Here is an 18,519-nt window from a genome sequence, read left to right on the forward strand (position 1 = left end):
CACAAAATAACTTTTACTGGTGCAGAAGCTATATATACGCTTCCGTGCAATCAAAATCCGTATTTTCGTGTTGGGTCAATACGCTCATGATCTACGACAATCACAATCGCCCTATCTCTTACCTTCGGCTAGCCGTAACCGACCGTTGCAATTTGCGGTGCTTTTACTGCATGCCCGAAGAAGGGATCAAGTACCTGCCCAAGCACCAGCTGCTTTCATACGAAGAAATGGAGCGAGTTGTGCGTGTACTAGCTCGGCTTGAGGTGTCGAAAGTACGAATAACGGGTGGAGAGCCGTTTGTCCGAACGGGACTAATGGACTTCCTGCATCGGCTGGCCGAAGTTGATGGGCTCAAGGATATTTCACTAACAACCAACGGTGTTTTGACGGCACCTCACGTTGCTGATCTGGCGGCACTCGGCGTTCGGGCGGTCAACCTGAGTCTGGACACACTTGATCGGGAACGATTTCATAAAATCACCCGACGCGACGAATTACCCGCCGTTCTGAAAACCCTCGATGCTCTGCTGGAAGCGGGTATTCAGACGAAAATCAACGCGGTTGTGATGGACGGACAAAATACGCAGGACTTGATTCCACTTACGGAGATGACCCGCCTATTACCCGTCGATGTCCGGTTTATTGAAGAAATGCCGTTCAACGGGGAAGGTAGTCATTACCCCGTATTGCACTGGACTCACCGACGCATCATCGAAGAGATAAGAGCCCAGTACCCGACCCTGCAAAAGCTGACCGACCCGCCGTTTTCTACGTCGGCCAACTACCAGATTCCAGGTCATCAGGGAACAATTGGTGTGATTGCCGCTTTCAGTCGCACGTTCTGCGGTACCTGCAATCGGATTCGTCTGACGGCGCAGGGAACCCTTAAGACCTGCCTTTATGACAACGGTGTACTTGACATCCGCGCGCTGATCCGGGCGGGCGCATCCGACGACGAATTGATTACAGCTTTCCTGAAAGCCTTTGCTCACCGCCCGGCCAACGGCTTTGAAGCCGAACAGGGCCGGGATGTTGTTACGGAGTCGATGTCGACAATTGGTGGTTAATTTCTTATAGCACGAAAGTCTCGGCTTACAACCGAATCGGGACGGGCGTATTCTCCAGAAATTCGTTCGTGAAGAGACGGTCGATGTCGAGTTGCTGAATGAGTTCACCGTCACGATCTGTCAGCATCCGGTTGCGAATCATCCAGTTAACGAACGATGTCCAGACGCTTCGGTGCATAAAGCCCCAGTTGCCTTCACCATCCAGGTAATAGCAGGAAACCATTTGCTGGCTCTGGTCTACAAAATTCCGGTCGGCCAATGCCGGATGCTTTACTGTTTTTCTTAAGATACGAGCAGCTTCATCGGAATTCTTAGCTGCATACCGAAACCCGGCAGCCGTTGCTTCCAGAAATTGCCGTAATGCCTCCGGATTCTGTTCAACCCAGCTTCGCTGTGCGGTTAGTAAGGGATTGTATCCGTAGGGAATCGCGTAATCGTCGAATAGAAATTGATTCAACTCGACCCCATCAATATCGGCCCGAACGCCCTCCCAGGTCAGCCAGAACCAGGCAGCATCGACCTCTCTGGTTAACAAAGATTTCCAGATTTCCGACCACCCTAGTTTGTGCGAGAGGACCTGACCGCGTCCTTCGTCGTTCTGGATAAGCTGTCGAATAATATCCTCTTCGTAGCGGGCGCCATACGACGCGTAGACTTTACCATCTAGTTTCTGCGGTCGATCAATACCGCTTTCACCAAGCGTTACAATAGCGCTTATGTCGCGGGCGAGCACGGTAGCGACAGCCACCAGATCAGTACCGTTGGTTTGGTAGCTGATCACACTTTCGGAAGGCGTAATGGCCAGTTCACACTTACCCTGCGCTAAGCGCCGGGCGGGCATCATCTGGTAGTCATCCTGATCGGGAGAAATAAATTCAACATCAAGACCGGCCTCCTGATAAGATCCTTTTGCCAGAGCGACGTAAAATCCGGTGTGGTTAGTGTTTGGCGTCCGGTCGAGCGCTACACGAATTTTTGTAGTCATGGTAGTCCGTACTATTACGGCTTGTTTAACCATCCAAAAGTAGGAAGGTTTTTTGCAAACGCACGCAAAACGTGTCTAGTATACGTGCTGCCGAAAAACGCTTAGCCGACAAAAAGGGTTTCATCAGCCAATGCCTGCTGGTATTTTTCCTTATCGAACCGGTATAAATACGGTGCTTTATGAGCGCCCCCCGTCTTACGTTCTTCCAGCCGCTCCAAAATGCCGTACCCCAGCATACGTTTCTGAAAGTTCCGGCGATCCAGCGACTGCCCAAGAATCGTTTCGTAGAGTTGCTGTAGGTCGGGCATGGTAAATTTATCGGGCAGCAACTTATAGCCAATGGGCTGGTAACTGAGTTGCCGGCGTAACGTCTTCAAGGCTAATGCAACCATGCTGTTGTGGTCGAAAAGCAAGGGCGGAATCTGGTCAATGTCCCACCAGCGACATTCTTCCGTGAAGAAATCGGGGGTTGGAATCACATTCGCGAATTCGACCAGCGCGTAATAACCGACCGACACATCACGACCCATCACTTCACTAGCCAGATCTTCGGGCAAACCTAACTTGGCTAATGTCTCCTGCTGGCTAAAATTGATGTAACGTACCACATCACCGAATGTATGAAATTGCTGAAGGAAAATTTCGCTTAAGCCAGTCCGCTCGTTTAGGCTTCGATAAGCCGCAGCCTGAAGATCTTCTTCGTGACGAATCCGTCCACCCGGTAAGCTCCACTCGTCCGTTCCTTTCCAGCGTAACAACAGCACTTTTAACTGTCCGTCGTGAAAGCCGAAAATGACGAAGTCGATTGAGACAGAGGGAATGTAATTAGTCTTTAGATCTAAAATAAGCTGCTGAAACTGGTTTTTGTACTCGGCCATGTAAATTTTAAAATATTTATAGTGTGTTTTTCATACACAATGGCAAATAAAGCTATTATTGTGTTGAAAATACGCATTGTTAATGAAACAACATTCTTTTACGCTACAACCTTTCCGGACCCTGGCTACCTTGTGTGTAGGCGCTATCGGTCTGTGGGCTTACTCGGTCAGGCCCTTCGTCGATCCCGGCGATTTACCCGATGAGAACCGCTTCACAAAAGTAGTCTTGGCCGAAAAGCTTAATGAGCCGCTCGAAATGGCCGTTCTACCCGATGAACGTGTATTGTTTATCGAACGGCATGGCGAGGTCAGACTTTATTCGCCGGCGACCAAGCAACTCAAAACGATCGCTACCATTCCGGTTAGCACCAAATACAAAGACAAAGAAGGCCACGAAACCGAAGCGGAAGATGGTCTGCTCGGTGTTAACATCGACCCTGATTTTACTAAAAACCACTGGGTATACCTCTACTACTCACCCGCTGGCGACGAGCCCAAGAATATTCTGACCCGCTACGAATTACAGGGCGATGAGTTGGTTCTTTCGTCAAAAAAGGTGTTGCTGGAAGTTCCGGTGCAACGCGAGCAATGCTGTCATACCGGCGGCTCAATCGACTGGGACCGCGACGGCAACCTGTACCTATCGACCGGTGATAACACCAGCCCCCGCGCGACGCTCTACGCGCCCATCGATGAGCGGCCCGACCGCAGTCCGTGGGATGCTCAGAAATCGTCGGCTAACACCAACGATCTGCGGGGAAAAATTCTTCGTATTCACCCCGAAGCGGACGGAACATACACGATTCCGGAAGGCAACCTGTTCGCAAAAGGAACGCCCAAAACACGGCCTGAGATTTACACGATGGGTCATCGCAATCCGTACCGCATTTCGGTCGATAAACGAACAAACTACGTATACTGGGGAGACGTTGGTCCCGACGCAGGAACCGATTCCGTTGGTGTTGGCCCGACCGCTGAAGATGAGTACAATCAGGCAAAAAAGCCCGGTAATTTTGGCTGGCCTTATTTTGTGGGCGACAACAAAGCCTACAACGACCTCGATTTTGTGACCAACAAATCAGGCGCTAAATTCGATCCGGCACACCCGTTCAACGATTCGCCGAACAGTACCGGTCTTCGCGATCTCCCGCCCGCTCAGCCCGCTTTGATTTCGTACCCAGCGGCTGAAAGCAAGAAGTTTCCGCTCATGGGCAGTGGTGGCCGCAGCGCGATGGCTGGTCCTGCTTACTACAAAGACGATTTCAAAGGCGCTAAGCGTCCTTTTCCAGAGTACTACAACGGAAAACTCTTTCTGTACGAATGGATGCGCGATATGATTCTGGCGGTCAGCTTCGATGGCAAGGGCGACATGACCAAGATGGAGCGGTTCCTGCCTAATATGCCGTTGAGCCACCCGATTGACATGGCGTTTGGGCCAAATGGTGATCTGTACGTACTCGAATATGGTACGGGCTGGTTCCTCAAAAATGATGACTCGCGGTTGGTACGCATTGAATTTAACGGAGGCAACCGTAAACCCAACGTACAGCTAGCGGCCAGTCAGAAAGCGGGTGCGGTACCCCTGAAAGTAAATCTATCATCGGCAGGTACTACCGATTTCGACGGCGATGCGTTAACCTACCAATGGAAAATTGTAAGCCGGACGGGCGGACAGCCAACGGTTTTGACCGAGCCGAATCCAACCTTCACGTTTCAGAAACCCGGTCAATACAAAGCTATTCTGACCGTAACCGACGCCCACGGACTCGCCAGTACCCGCGAGGTAGACATTACAGCGGGAAACCAGCCACCCCAGGTGACGCTGGACATCACGAATGGAAACAAAAGCTTTTATTTTCCCGGTCAGCCGATTGCGTATCAGGTAAGCGTAACCGACAAGGAAGACGGAAGTCTGGCGAGTGGTCGCATTCCAGCGAAACAGGTTTTAGTGCGGGCGAACTACATAAACGAAGCAAATGCGAAGGAAACAGGTAGCAGCGAAGGGCATAAGTTTTCGGAAGCGGCTTATCTGGGTACTGGCAAAACGCTTATGGACAAAAGCGATTGTAAAGCCTGTCATTTTACGGATAAAAAATCGGTCGGTCCCTCGTTTATCGACGTTGCGAAACGCTACAAAGGCGACGCAAATGCCGTAGCCAGCCTGTCGAACAAGATCATCAAAGGCGGTGGTGGCGTGTGGGGCGACGCCATTATGACGGCTCACCCTCAGTTGAATCAAGCTGACGCGGGCGAGATTGTCAGATACATTCTTACGCTGTCGGATCAGAAAGTTGCTAACCCCCTGTTGCCTGCCAAAGGAACGTACACACCGGCTCAGAACGAAAAAGGGAATCTGGTGTTTCAGGCATCTTACAAAGACAAAGGCGCGAACAATTTGCCCGCGCAGACCGCCGAACAAACGCTTATTCTGCGCAATCCGGTGATGGCGATGGGATCAAGCGACCGCCAGTCGAAAGGGATAAACCTCTTCAAAATGGGTACACAACCGTACCCGCTAGTGATCGTCATGGGGGCGGATACGTACGTTCAATTCAATCAGCTCGATCTGACGGGAATCAAGGCAATGGAATTTGCGGTAGCTGTTCCCAAAGCGCAGTTGAGCGCCGTGGGCGGTCGCATTGAAGTGCGGATCGATTCGCCAACCGGCAAACTACTGGGTCAGACTGAAGACATTTTGCCCAGCGAAAGCAAAGACCCCGCCGAGATGTTTAAGCCAAGCATGGCGAAGGTAAGCGTTACGCCTACTATGGGTACGCACGATTTATATTTTGTCTTTAAAAACGAGAAAGCGGGTAAAGCTCCGCTCTTCGTCCCCGCTACCGTTCAATTTTCCAACTAATCCCTTTTTCTGCTGAACCATGAGCCAATCTCGTCGTGAATTCCTTAACCAACTTGGCCTGACAGCCGCCGGAATCGGCCTATCGTCCATTTTGCCAACCCAATCCTTTGCCCATATGCCCGCTAAAAAATTCAATTTCGACATCTCACTCGCTGAGTTTTCGTTCGCGGGCGATCTGTTCTCCGGCAAAATGACCAACATGGATTTTCCGGCGCGTGCCAAAAACGATTTCGGTATCAACGTACTGGAGTATGTTTCCATGTTTTTCAACGACAAACATACCGATCAGGCTTATTTGAAAGAGCTTAAGCAGCGCTGCGACGACCTGGGCATGAAAAACAACCTCATCATGGTTGATGGCGCTAACATTGCCGATCTGGATGCGACGAAACGCCAGCAAGCCGTTGAAGCGCATCGTCCCTGGGTCGAAGCCGCCAAATTTCTGGGATGTAGTGCTATTCGGGTCAACCTGGGCGATTCGTCAAAAGCGTTATCGGGAACGCCCGATGATCCCGCTGACGAAGCGGCCAAAGCCGCTGCCGATGGCTACCATAAACTGCTGGAATACGCTGCCAAATCGAACATCAACGTAATTGTCGAAAATCACTTTGGTAATTCGACCAATATCGACTGGTTGGTGGGTATCCTGAAGCAGGTCAACATGCCCAACGCGGGTCTCCTCCCCGATTTCGGCAACTTCTGTATGCAGCGCAGCAAGCCGGAAACCAACGATATAAAGGGGGTCATGGGCACCAAATGCATCAAAGAATATGATCGGTACGAAGGGGTCAAAAAAATGATGCCTTACGCCAAAGGAATCAGTGCCAAAACGCATAAGTTCGACGCCAAGGGCAACGAGACCGAGACCGATTTCCGGCGGATGTTCCAGATCATCAAGGATGCAGGTTTCAGCGGTTATGTGGGCGTTGAGTACGAAGGTGGCATCATGAGCATGTACAATCCGACGGGTGGTTATCTATCTACCGCCGACGGCATCAAAGCCACGAAAAGTCTGCTCGAACGAGTACGAACTGAACTGGCCTAAGCCATGCGCAAACCCCTAAAAATCGTACTGGGTCTAGTTCTGTTCCTAGCGCTACTGGTGGGTGGCGCCGTCCTGTTCGGCATGTACGTAACCAGACAACTTCCCGGACAAGAACCGGTCTTTGACACCGTTCGTCCGGCAGATCCGGGTCAGGTTGGCGAGAAAGGCGTTTTGATCTTCTCAAAGACGAACGGTTTCCGGCATGAGTCAATTGAACCCGGTATTGATGCGCTGCAAAAGGCCGGGAAGGAAAGAGGCTGGGATGTTCGTACGACCGAGAACGGTGCGTTCTTTAACGATGATTACCTACGTCGCTTTAAGGTCGTTGTGTTTCTGTCAACAACCGGCGATATTCTGACCGCAGATCAGGAAAAAGCCTTCGAACGATTTGTCGAAAATGGTGGCGGTTACATGGGTATTCACGCGGCCTCGGATACGGAATACAGCTGGGACTGGTACGATCATTTGCTGGGTACGCACTTCCGCGATCATCCGCTTTTTCCCGAACACACGCCCGAAGCCGAGATCATTACGGACACGCGTACGCATCCAACGACGAAGCATCTGCCTGCCAAATGGCGAAAGGTCGATGAATGGTACAACTTTAAACAAAGCGTACGGGGTAAAGACAGCATTCAGGTGTTGTTGACTCTCAACGAAGCGTCGTACAAAGCCACCTTACCCAAAGCGATGGGCGGAGATCATCCGATTTCGTGGACAAATACTGTTCGCAAAGGCCGCGTTTTTTACACCGGCATGGGGCACACAAATGAAACATTTACCGATCCAAACGCAATGCCTCATATTGTAGCGGGAATCGACTGGGCCGGACGGTTTGAGTAGCGCTTGGCAACCACTTCGCTTAGGTCAGTAGAAAACAGAAAAAGCGGCTCCGGAGCCGCTTTTTCTGTTGGGTTTAACCTCAATTATTTGTTATCGAAGCTTTGAATCATGTTCCGATACATGGTCTTTGCTTTCCACTGCCCACCCGCAATAATCCGCCGGACGGTATAGAGCGGCATCTGATCATCGCGTTTGTCAGCCAGCGTGAACGCAGCTGCATAACCCCGTTTCTGTAGTTCAGGCAGAGCAGGCTTATTCCACAGACCGAATGGATAAGCAAAATACCGAACGGGTTTACCGGTAATCGCTTCCAGCTTGGCTTTAGGCTCTTCCAGTTGTATTTTCCAATCTTCGCCCTGGTATTTCTTCACGTTGTGGTGATCCCAGGTATGCGCGCCAATGGTATGCCCCCGATCAGACAAATCCTTGATCTGGGCCTTATCCATGTACGGCTGCTTACCCCGACGACCGATGGCGACGGTCATGATAAAAAATGACCCTTTGAAGCCATGCTTTTCGAGTTCAGGCGCTGCCACTTCGTACTGGTCCAGATCGCCATCATCGAACGTGAGCATGAATGGCTTAGGCGGCAGAGGTGCGCCAGTCGTCAGATACGCGTAAAGCTGATCGGGCAAAATAGTGTGGTAACCACTATCGGCCAGCATCTGCATCTGTTCTTTGAAAGCGGCCACCGGAATGATGTAATCTTTCGCCGATTTGGAGTCACTCGCTCGCCAATCCCGAATCTGGTGATAACACAGAATGGGTACCTGAGGACGAGACAAAATAGTAGCCGCATCCGCTATCTTGCTGGCAGGAATACTTGTCGGATCAACGGAGGGTGCTGTTTCGGCGTTAGCTTTAGCGGGTTTATCCGCGTTGGATGCTTCGGTCGCCGTAGTCGTTTTTGTCGATTCGGCAGTGTCGGAGCCTTTTGATTGGCAACCAGTTAATGTAGCACTAAGGGAAGCAGATAAACAAACAGCCGTTAGAAAGGGAACGATTGTACGGGTAAGCATAGTAAATAAGTATGTCCCCAAACATACTGAAAAGACTTCGGCTCAGCGTATAGTTTTTAGTCAGGAAGCTAAAATTTAATGCTACGGTACTTAACGACAGCTGACATTTCATAAACAATCCTGTATTTCGCGAGCCAATTTTCAGCCCCAGCACCGAAATAAAGAACCTTAAAATCAGCAAGATAACTTTCTAGCTACCGTTCAACCCGGACTAATTACTTGGCTTTGCCAACCGCATACCAAGTCCCATCCAGTTCATAAGTAAGCGAACCCAGGAATAAGCAGCAAGCTTGTTTTTTATGGTTGGGCGGGTCTTAGCCTTTAGTTTATTGACTATGTTTTCCCCCTGACTATAAAAAACGATTTTATCAGTAGACACCTCAATAATTGACAACGTATCCTCTTTGTCGTTTTTTTGACTAGTCGTTATTGATACGGCATACGAAAGAGCAGCTTCGACGGTTTCGGTGTAGGCAAAGGTGGGCTCATTGCCTTTATAGTACACCACAAGATAATTATCCATGTATGATATGTAGTTTCGATAAACCAGTGATTGATAACATTACCTTGTTTCTTTACGCTTATTAATTTCTAAGTAAACGTAAGTATAATACAAAGTATTTTCAAAAACTTTAACCGGATTTATGACGCGCTCTATTACCAGCTGGTCACATATATAAAGGAATTTCTGTAGCGAACCTCCCCAGGCCAATAAACGTTATCTAAGTGGCTATTTATAACGCCTTTTCACCCATTAAATGCTTTACCCAAATACACTAGAACAAAAACTCGGGTTTGACACCATTCGTCAACATCTCAAAGACGCCTGCGTCAGTCAGTTAGGCCAGGATTACGTTGAGAAAATTCGATTTACGGACAACGCTCAACTGATTGATAAACTGCTACGACAAACCGATGAGTTTAAGCAGATTGTCCAGTACGAACCTGAATTTCCAAGCAGTAATTATATTGACGTTCGGCCCCACCTGAACCGCGCCCGCGTTGAAGGTCTCGCCTTGACGGAAGCCGAATTTTTCGATCTAAAACTGGCGCTGCGGACCATTCAGGACTGTCTGAAATTTCTCGCCAAACGCGAAGAAAACAACGCCCATGCTGACCGTAGCTTTCCGTTCCTGCGTGAATTGGCCGGTCCGATAGGTGTCGATAAAAATTTAACGAACGCCCTGGAACGGGTCATCGATGATCGGGGTCTTGTCCGCGACTCGGCTTCGCCCGAACTGGCCAGCATCCGTCGCCGTATTATTAGTGAGCAGGCCAACCTGCGCAAACGGCTCGACAGCATTTTGCGGCAAGCCCGCCAGAACGGCTGGATCCCGGACGATCTAAGCTTAACCATTCGGGGTGGACGGTTGGTGATTCCGATTGCCGCTGAACACAAGCGCAAGATCAAGGGATTTGTGCACGATGAGTCGCAAACGGGACAAACCGTGTTTCTCGAACCGGCTGAAGTTTTCGACGCGAACAACGAAATCCGGGAACTTGAGTACGAAGAACGGCGCGAAATCCACCGGATTCTGCTCGCATTAACGGATCAGATTCGTCCGCATCTGGACGAACTCAGGAAAGCCGTAAACTTTCTGGCCCAGATTGACTTCATCCGGGCGAAGGCAAAGCTGGCGGTTCAACTGGATGCTATCATGCCAAAGCTTATCGAGCGACCATTCGTGAACTGGATTGACGCCCGGCATCCGCTGTTGCACTTATCCTTCCAGAAGCAGGGAAAAACGGTCATACCGTTAAGCGTTCGCCTTGAGGAAAAAACACGAATTCTGATCATTTCCGGTCCCAACGCGGGTGGTAAGTCGGTAGCGCTGAAAACCATTGGCCTGGTACAGTACATGCTCCAGTGCGGATTGCTGGTTCCGATGGCGGACTACTCCGAGATGGGCGTTTTTCAGAACCTATTCATTGACATTGGCGACGAACAATCGCTCGAAAATGACCTGAGTACCTATTCGTCGCACCTGACGGCGATGAAGCAGTTTGTGATTGGGTCCAACAAACGGACTTTGTTTCTGATTGACGAGTTTGGGACGGGTACGGAGCCGGGTTTGGGCGGAGCAATTGCGGAGTCGATCCTGGAAGAATTAAATAAGTCGGGGGCTTACGGAGTCATCAATACGCACTACACCAACCTGAAAGTCTTTGCCGACAAAACGTCGGGATTGATCAACGGAGCGATGCGCTTCGATGGCGAAAATCTGGAACCGCTCTACCAGCTGGAAATTGGTCGTCCGGGTAGTTCGTTTGCCTTCGAAATTGCGCAGAAGATCGGCTTACCCAAAGGCGTAATCGACCGGGCAAAAGAGAAGCTGGGCAATCAGCAGGTAAACTTCGAGAAGCTGTTAAAAGAGCTGGATATTGAAAAGCGTGTGTTCTCGGAGAAAAACCTGGAGATCAGCATCAATCAGCGGAAACTGGCTCAACAACTGGCTGAATATACGGCGCTGAAAACCCGGCTCGACAACGAACAGAAACTCTTGATTAATAACGCCAAACTGAAAGCAAAAGCGTTGGTTCAGGAAGCGAATCAACGGATCGAGAGCACAATTCGTGAGATCAAGGAAAATAAGGCTGAACGCGAAGCAACCCGACAGGTTCGGCAGGATTTGGAGCAGTTTGAGCAGAAAGAGCTAAAGCCCGAAACGCTTGTTGCGGATAAACCCAAACCGGCAGAAGAAGAATTTGAAGCCGACAATGGGGCAATTACGGTCGGTAGCTACGTACGCATTGCCGGACAGAATGCGGTGGGTCAAGTCCTATCGTTGCGCGGTAAAGATGCCGAAATTCGCATCGGTGATCTGAAGTCGAACGTGAAAGTGAATCGGCTGGAAAAGGTAAGCAAGAAAGCCTTCAAAGACGCGACTGAAACGAAAGATGACCGCCCGCGTAGTCAGGGGCTGGATATGAACGAGAAGATGCAGAACTTTAGCTTCAACCTCGACATCCGGGGCAAGCGGGGCGAAGAAGCCCTCGGCGAAGTAGACCGTTTTGTCGATGATGCGCTGATGCTCGGTTATCCCGAATTGCGCATTGTTCACGGCAAAGGCGACGGTATTCTTCGGACGCTCGTACGGAATCACCTGCGTGGTTACAAGCAAGTTGGTAAGATGGAAGACGAACACGCCGACCGCGGTGGCGCGGGCGTAACCATCGTCCGAATGAAATAGAAGCTTAAATGTAGATTTTCTTATCTGAGGCTGCTTAAAGTGAAGTCGGGTTTTAAAGCCCGACTTCACGAGAAAAGAAATGCTGCCGATGGTATTGAAGATACTCAATGCCAACAACATGGCTCTTGTGATTATAAAGTTTACCCTTCACCCCCAGTAGGCTCAAATCATCAGCTATGCTAAACCCGCCAAAGTCAAACATGACATGATGGTTTGGACACAGGCAGAGCAAATTAGTTAACACATCGGGGCCATTATGGGGCCGCCCTAATGGTCGGATGTGAGCCGCTTCGGCGTAGGGACCGATGTTTGTTTCGATTGTACGCTGACAAACCTGACAATGATAGCCATACAGTTCTTTAATAAACCGGCTTAGTTGGCTGTCGCGCACGATTCTAGACACACTTGTATCGACCCGCTGCGTTTGGCCGTAAGTCGGTTGCTCTTCCGAAACCTGATTCGAATCCGTTGAAGGCTTAATCTTGATCAGCCGAAACCGCCAGACGAAAAAACCGGACAATCCTTTCTCTCGCCAGTAACTGTCTACCCGATACAAGCCATCATACCGGTACCCCACCGAAGGAGAATACGGCGAATTATGGTTGTAGCCTCGAATGACTCTGACCGGTAGCCCTCGCTGACAGTTAAGCGCTAAGGCTAGATTCTGTCGGCTGAGGGTCTGATCGCTCACCTGTAAGCCCGTCACCTGGCTTCTTCCGCCGTGCCCCGTGTATATAATTTCGTCGCCATTGTCTTCGTCGTCCTCGTAACCGCCAGACAATACAATCGAGTCCGCGCCTTCAGTCTGCGAGCCGCTTATTCCCGCTTGCAGAGGGCGATGTATGCCGTACTGGGAAAGGTAAAAGCGATTTTCAAATTCACTTCCTTCGGGTATCCCCGTGATTTCACCGAAAATGCGATCCATAGCGTGAGTATATGACAAATGCCGAAGTAATCACCCCGGCATTTGACACGTGGAGTCGGCGGCCCCGCCGACTCCACATCTACGAAAAATCAAACCTACAACCCGAGCACTTTCTTGTTAAAGTTCTCGTCGGCACCCGTTCCAGCGAAATCGTCGAAAGCCCGTTCGGTTACGCGGATGATGTGACTCTCGATGAACGGTGCACCTTCGGCAGCGCCCTGTTCAGGATGTTTTATGGCACACTCCCACTCCAGTACCGCCCACCGGTCGTAGTCGTACTGCGCTAGTTTGGAGAAGATACCGGAGAAATCAACCTGTCCATCGCCCAGCGAACGGAACCGTCCGGCCCGCTCAACCCAGCCTTGATAACCGCCGTACACACCCTGCTTACCCGTTGGATTGAACTCAGCATCCTTAACGTGATATGCAAAAATACGCTCGTGGTAGAAATCAATGAACTGAAGGTAATCCAGTTGTTGTAACACGAAGTGGCTTGGGTCGTAGTTGATACCCGCCCGTGGATGGTTGTTGACGTGTTCCAGAAACATCTCAAACGTAATTCCATCGTGCAGATCTTCACCCGGATGCAACTCGTAAGCGACATCGATACCCGCTTCGTCGTAGGCGTTCAGGATGGGTGTCCAGCGCTCGGCTAACTCTTTGAAACCCGTTTCTACCAGACCAGCCGGACGCTGCGGCCACGGATAAATAAACGGCCAAAGCAAGGCTCCCGAGAAGGTGGGGCTTACTTTCAGACCCAGGTTTTTACTAGCCTTGGCAGTCATCAGCAACTGATCAACCGCCCAGGCTTGTTGCTCTTTCGGTCTGCCGGCCAGCTCGGCGGGGCCAAAGCCATCGAACATAGGTCCGTAAGCCGGATGAACCGCTACCAATTGTCCTTGCAGGTGCGTAGCCAGTTCGGTTACTTCTACACCAATTTCTCTGAGTTTACCCGCGTAATCGTCGCAGTAGGTTTTGCTCTCCGACGCCTGTTTCAGGTCGATCATTCGAGGGTCCCAGGTCGGAATCTGTACACCTTTATAGCCGAGATCGGCCATGTATTTGGCAATTGACTCTAACGAGTTGAAGGGTTCGGCATCGCCCAGAAACTGAGCCAGAAAGATGCCAGGGCCTTTCATTGTTTTCATGTCTTATTGAGTGAATTAGTGATTGAGTAATTGAGTGACCCTTTTTAGCTAGTACCCGTGTTATTCCGCGCTTTCGCCACTATTTTTAACAACTGGTATCCCTCATCGATTAAACTACTCAACCGTGTTTCTGACAAAATTTCAGTAAAAATGAGCATTTCAAGCCAAAACAGCGATTCATCTAATTCTTCGACAACTATGCTAAGTTTAGCAAAGAATTCATTTTTACTACGAGCACGTCTTACGGCTCGGTAGTTAGCTGCGGATGACGACGAACTACGGACTAATTGCTTCCCAAAGTGTTGCGCTTCGTATGATCGAGGCAATGCTCTAAAAACTTGAACACAGCGAAACGTATACATTTTCAGGCGGTTTTCTATGCCATCGGCAAACTCACCTTTATCGAATCGCTGTGTATCCATATTGCTCAGAGCTTAACGATCACTCATTCACACAATCACTCAATAGTGACCCACGCCTGTTTGCGGTTGCTTTCCAGGATTTTCTCGCAGATAAGCAGTTCGCGGTAGCCGTCGGCAAAGGTCGGGAAGGTTGGGTTTTCGGGTTGTTTACCGGCAGCAATGGCATCGTAAACTTCTTTGAACAACTGCTTCGAGGTATCGGGGAAACCTTCGTTGTGACCACCGGGGAAACTGATTACCGACCGAGCTTCGGCGTGCATCAGCGATGGATCGCGCATGAGCGACTGGTTCGCTCCGTCGCGGTTACCGATCCACATCTCGTTGGGCGCTTCCGAATTCCAGGCAAACGTTTGCTTCGATCCGGCAATCTCCAGCTTCATCTGATTCTTACGACCCGCCGACACCTGCGATACCGTGATGACGCCCCGGTTACCGTTGTCAAACTTCAGCAACACGTTGGCGTGGTCTTCCGTATTGATGGGGACATCCGCGTAGTCTTCGGGTTGCAGCATCTTGCCCGAATAGGTTTCCACCGGCTTCAATGGCTTCTTACGAACTTTGTGGACCGTATTGAAGTCGGCCATTACCGCTACTGTTTTCAGCCCTGTGATGTACTCCAGACTATCCATCAGGTGTGAACCAATATCGGCAATCGCCCGCGAATCGCCCGACTTGTCGGGTTCGAGCCGCCAGTTGTAGTCGGTATCGTAGAAAAGCCAGTCCTGCAAATACGAACCGATCACGGAATAGACGTCTCCCAGATCGTTTTTCTCCCGCATTGCCTTCATCTGACGAACCAGCGGATAGTAGCGAAGATTGAAATGAACCGCATTGACCAGCCCGGTTTCTTTCGCCAGTTTTACCAGTTCTTCGGCTTCGTGTAAATCTTTCGCCAGGGGTTTTTCACACACCACGTGCTTACCCGCTTCCAGAGCCGCTTTCGACTGCTGGTAATGCAGAAAGTTTGGCGTACAGATATGGACTACCTGAATATCATCCATGGCCAGCAGTTCTTCAAACGTGCACGAACGTTCGATACCTAATTGATCCGCTTTCTGACGAGCGAGTTCAGCAGTTACCTCACAAAGAGCAAGGACATTCGTGTTTGGTAAGCGACGGAGGGCTTCGATGTGTGCGGGTCCGATGAATCCAGTGCCAACAACACCAACATTAATTTTTTGCATGATCAGGGGTTTGTCGCCCGGACGGCCACGTCCGGGCAATGTAGCGTATCTAAAATCCAGACGTGGCCGTCCAGACTGGCTGCCGAGCAGCTATTTTACTGCACAAACTTCGTCCATTTTTCGTCCGACTTCGACGAGGCAATAACGGTATCGATAAAAGCCAGACCCCGAACACCGTCTGCCACGCTTGGAAAGTCATAAACCGGATCGGCCGGGCGACCTTCCATGTGCGCTTTCACGGCATAAGCAAAGTTGCGGTAGATATTCGCGAATGCTTCAAAGAATCCTTCGGGGTGGCCCGCTGGCAACCGCCAGTGCGCTTTCGCGGATGCTGATAGATCGCCTACGTTCGTGCGGATGATGCGCTGCCCTTCCTGCGTCTTGTACTTGAGCGTGTTGGGATCCATCTGATGCCACTCCAGGCCACCCAGTTCACCGTACACAAATAGCTTCAGTGAGTTTTCTTCACCATTCGCAATCTGGCTGGCATGCAGAACACCTTTCGCTCCATTGTCGAAACGCAGCAATACGTTGCCGTCGTCGTCGAGCTGGCGACCCGGTACAAAGGCACTCAGGTCGGCACAAAGCTCGCTTATTTTCAGGCCGGTAACGTATTCGGCCAGGTTTTCCGCGTGCGTCCCGATATCACCCATACAGCCAGCGGCTCCCGACTTGGTAGGGTCTGTCCGCCAGATTGCCTGTTTGTAGTTATTGTCTTCTTCTTTCTTCGACAGCCATCCCTGCGGATATTCAACCACCACTTTCCGAATCTGGCCTAATTTTCCGTTACGGACCATGTCGCGGGCTTCTTTCACCATCGGATAGCCCGTATAGTTGTGCGTCAATCCAAAAACCAAGCCTGACTTTTCAACGATTTCTTTCAGTTCTTTCGCTTCCTCCAGATTCAGCGTCATCGGCTTATCGCAGATAACGTGAAAGCCATTTTCGAGCGCCATCTTAGCGGGCGGGAAGTGCAGGTGATTTGGCGTTACGATAGACACAAAATCCATCCGCTCGCCTTCGGGCAACGTTTTTTCGCGTTCGATCATTTCTTCAAACGAGGTATAAACGCGGTCTTCGGGTAAGTAGAGCGCATGGCCGGTCGCTTTCGATTTTTCGGCTGATGCGCTGAAAACGCCACACACCAGTTCAATTTCGTTATCAAAACCTGCCGCCCGGCGGTGAACGGCGCCAATGAAGGCATCAAGCCCTCCGCCAACCATACCCATTCGCAATTTTCTGTGCATCAGTGTTCGAGTTGAGTGTTCGTTAAGGATAATTTACGATTGATCATGAGCGTTTTGGTTACAGAGTATTTGCACGAGCCTGCCGCCAACAGACTCGGCCACAACAGAATGTAAAAAAGAATGGTGAGCTTGGTACTATGTCAAGCCTGACAATGGAGGAACCTACTCGCTTTTTCACGACCGGAAATTAGCGGTTTTCTATTATTTTTCGGAAATTTTGCATAAATACGACTATCCAGCGGGGAGTTTATGCCGCCGAATGTCTTTAGAAAACTATTGAATAAAGAGAATTCAGGCTCCGAAAAGTCATGCAATAGACATGTTTCCAAAGCCCCTTCTTTGTTCTTCTCAACTGCATTAACCCGTTTAACTCTTTAACGAATTACTAATTTTTAATCCCCTTCTTTCAAAAAATGGACCTGACCATTAATCGTTCGCGACTGTTCAACGCCAGTTGCTTCTCGCTTATCACGACCGCTATGGCGTTTGCTATTCGAGCCGGTGTGCTGACCCAGCTCGGGCAGGAGTTCAACCTGACCGCCGAACAGCTGGGCTTCGTTAACGCAATGGCTTTCCTGGGCTTTCCAATTGCTATGATTTTTGGGGGTCCTTTATACAACGTGATTGGCCCTAAACGCATCGTTTGGGTTGCTTTTGTAACGCACGTCATCGGTCTGGTGATGACGATTACAGCTGATGGTTACTGGACGCTACTTCTTTCCACGTTCTTCGTTGGCTTTGGTAACGGAACAGTTGAAGCGGCCTGTAACCCGATGATTGCCGATATGTACGAAGGCAACGTGAAAATCAAAATGCTCAGCCGTTTCCACATGTGGTTTCCGGGCGGTATCGTGATCGGAACCTTGGTGTCGAAGTTTATGACCGATGCGGGCCTAGGCTGGCAGTATCAAATTGGCTCGATCCTGATTCCTGCTGTGATCTACGCGCTTATGTTCCTGGGTCAGCAGTTTCCGGCCAACAAAGTGGAAGGAGCCGCATCGACTGGTGCTAACCTGAAAGCAATGTTCTCTCCACTCTATCTGTTTATGCTGGCTTGCATGGCCCTAACGGCTATTTCGGAGTTCGGTCCAGAGCAGTGGGTTGGCCCGATTTTGGGTAAAGCAGGGGCTAGCCCGATGCTTATTCTGGCGTTGGTAACGGGTTTAATGGCCGTAGGGCGGTATTTCGCTGGTCCGGTTGTGCACAACCTGAACCCGATGGGCGTACTACTTGGCTCGTCTATTTTTGCCGCGCTTGGTGTTTACCTGATGAGTACGGCAACGGGTCCAATGGTGTATGTTTCGGCTGTCATTTTCGCGATTGGCGTTTGTTATTTCTGGCCAACCATGATTGGTTTTGTTGCTGAATACATCCCACGCGCTGGTGCATTTGGTATGTCGATCATGGGTGGTATGGGCATGTTTGCTTCATCTATTTTCCAACCGGTTATTGGTAAGTGGCTGGATGCGGAAACCGCAGAAGCAAAAGGTCGTGGTCTTTCGGGTGATGCAATGGAACTAGCGGCTGGTCAGGCGACCTTATCGCACATGGTTATTTTCCCCGTTATCCTCATTGTTGCGTTCAGCGGTCTTTACTTCTTCATGCGGAACCGCAAGCCGGGTCATGTTGACGAAACGTTGGTAGCTGAGCAGCCTCAACTGTAAGTTTATACCGTAAGTTATCCCTTATTGAAAGCTCCGTCGCT

At 50.2% G+C, this 18,519-nt stretch carries 15 protein-coding genes; 6 read left to right on the plus strand and 9 right to left on the minus strand.

Annotated elements, in window-relative coordinates; genetic code table 11:
* Positions 1 to 86 precede the first annotated feature (86 nt).
* Positions 87 to 1,067, plus strand: a complete 981-nt coding sequence (moaA, locus tag LQ777_RS17550) for a GTP 3',8-cyclase MoaA (protein ID WP_232562868.1) — start codon at positions 87 to 89, stop codon at positions 1,065 to 1,067.
* 25 nt (positions 1,068 to 1,092) lie between these two features.
* On the opposite strand, the gene LQ777_RS17555 is transcribed toward moaA, so the two are convergent.
* A complete protein-coding gene (locus tag LQ777_RS17555) occupies positions 1,093 to 2,052 on the minus strand; it encodes an ABC transporter substrate-binding protein (protein WP_232559237.1) in 960 nt (319 codons plus the stop codon).
* Between the two features lie 101 nt (positions 2,053 to 2,153).
* Entirely contained in the window at positions 2,154 to 2,930 is a 777-nt protein-coding gene (locus LQ777_RS17560) for an NrtR DNA-binding winged helix domain-containing protein (RefSeq protein WP_232559238.1), read from the minus strand.
* An 82-nt stretch (positions 2,931 to 3,012) separates the two neighbouring features.
* Here LQ777_RS17560 and LQ777_RS17565 point away from each other — a divergent pair, with 82 nt between their 5' ends.
* From LQ777_RS17565 to LQ777_RS17575, 3 genes are read left to right on the plus strand one after another with little or no spacing between them, the layout of a single operon-like run.
* Positions 3,013 to 5,790: a PQQ-dependent sugar dehydrogenase gene (locus LQ777_RS17565; protein WP_232559239.1), complete on the plus strand. Its 2,778-nt coding sequence runs from the start codon at positions 3,013 to 3,015 to the stop codon at positions 5,788 to 5,790.
* Between the two features lie 19 nt (positions 5,791 to 5,809).
* A complete protein-coding gene (locus tag LQ777_RS17570; protein ID WP_232559240.1) occupies positions 5,810 to 6,835 on the plus strand; it encodes a sugar phosphate isomerase/epimerase family protein in 1,026 nt (341 codons plus the stop codon).
* 3 nt (positions 6,836 to 6,838) lie between these two features.
* Positions 6,839 to 7,678, plus strand: coding sequence for a ThuA domain-containing protein (locus LQ777_RS17575; RefSeq protein WP_232559241.1), 840 nt, complete (start codon positions 6,839 to 6,841; stop codon positions 7,676 to 7,678).
* An 83-nt stretch (positions 7,679 to 7,761) separates the two neighbouring features.
* Here LQ777_RS17575 and LQ777_RS17580 read toward each other — a convergent pair whose 3' ends face one another.
* Positions 7,762 to 8,697 (minus strand): polysaccharide deacetylase family protein, encoded by a 936-nt coding sequence (locus LQ777_RS17580; protein ID WP_232559242.1) that lies wholly within the window; start codon positions 8,695 to 8,697, stop codon positions 7,762 to 7,764.
* A 211-nt stretch (positions 8,698 to 8,908) separates the two neighbouring features.
* Positions 8,909 to 9,220 (minus strand): hypothetical protein, encoded by a 312-nt coding sequence (locus tag LQ777_RS17585; RefSeq protein WP_232559243.1) that lies wholly within the window; start codon positions 9,218 to 9,220, stop codon positions 8,909 to 8,911.
* 235 nt (positions 9,221 to 9,455) lie between these two features.
* On the opposite strand from LQ777_RS17585, the gene LQ777_RS17590 reads away from it, so the two are divergent.
* Positions 9,456 to 11,888: an endonuclease MutS2 gene (locus LQ777_RS17590; protein WP_232559244.1), complete on the plus strand. Its 2,433-nt coding sequence runs from the start codon at positions 9,456 to 9,458 to the stop codon at positions 11,886 to 11,888.
* A gap of 52 nt (positions 11,889 to 11,940) precedes the next feature.
* Here LQ777_RS17590 and LQ777_RS17595 read toward each other — a convergent pair whose 3' ends face one another.
* The 5 genes from LQ777_RS17595 to LQ777_RS17615 form a co-directional block, all read right to left on the minus strand.
* Entirely contained in the window at positions 11,941 to 12,813 is an 873-nt protein-coding gene (locus tag LQ777_RS17595) for a YDG/SRA domain-containing protein (RefSeq protein WP_232559245.1), read from the minus strand.
* Positions 12,814 to 12,908: 95 nt separating this feature from the next.
* Positions 12,909 to 13,961 (minus strand): sugar phosphate isomerase/epimerase family protein, encoded by a 1,053-nt coding sequence (locus tag LQ777_RS17600; protein ID WP_232559246.1) that lies wholly within the window; start codon positions 13,959 to 13,961, stop codon positions 12,909 to 12,911.
* Between the two features lie 44 nt (positions 13,962 to 14,005).
* On the minus strand, positions 14,006 to 14,383 hold the full coding sequence (locus LQ777_RS17605) for a four helix bundle protein (protein WP_232559247.1): 378 nt from the start codon (positions 14,381 to 14,383) through the stop codon (positions 14,006 to 14,008).
* A 35-nt stretch (positions 14,384 to 14,418) separates the two neighbouring features.
* Positions 14,419 to 15,567, minus strand: coding sequence for a Gfo/Idh/MocA family protein (locus tag LQ777_RS17610; protein ID WP_232559248.1), 1,149 nt, complete (start codon positions 15,565 to 15,567; stop codon positions 14,419 to 14,421).
* 95 nt (positions 15,568 to 15,662) lie between these two features.
* Complete coding sequence (locus tag LQ777_RS17615; RefSeq protein ID WP_232562869.1) at positions 15,663 to 16,796, minus strand: Gfo/Idh/MocA family protein; 1,134 nt, start codon at positions 16,794 to 16,796, stop codon at positions 15,663 to 15,665.
* A gap of 431 nt (positions 16,797 to 17,227) precedes the next feature.
* Between LQ777_RS17615 and LQ777_RS17620 the strand changes: the two genes are divergently transcribed.
* Positions 17,228 to 18,478, plus strand: coding sequence for an MFS transporter (locus LQ777_RS17620; protein ID WP_232559249.1), 1,251 nt, complete (start codon positions 17,228 to 17,230; stop codon positions 18,476 to 18,478).
* The last annotated feature ends 41 nt before the right edge of the window (positions 18,479 to 18,519 follow it).

Origin of the sequence: Spirosoma oryzicola, from assembly GCF_021233055.1 — a bacterium.
GTDB classification, from domain to species: Bacteria; Bacteroidota; Bacteroidia; order Cytophagales; family Spirosomataceae; genus Spirosoma; species Spirosoma oryzicola.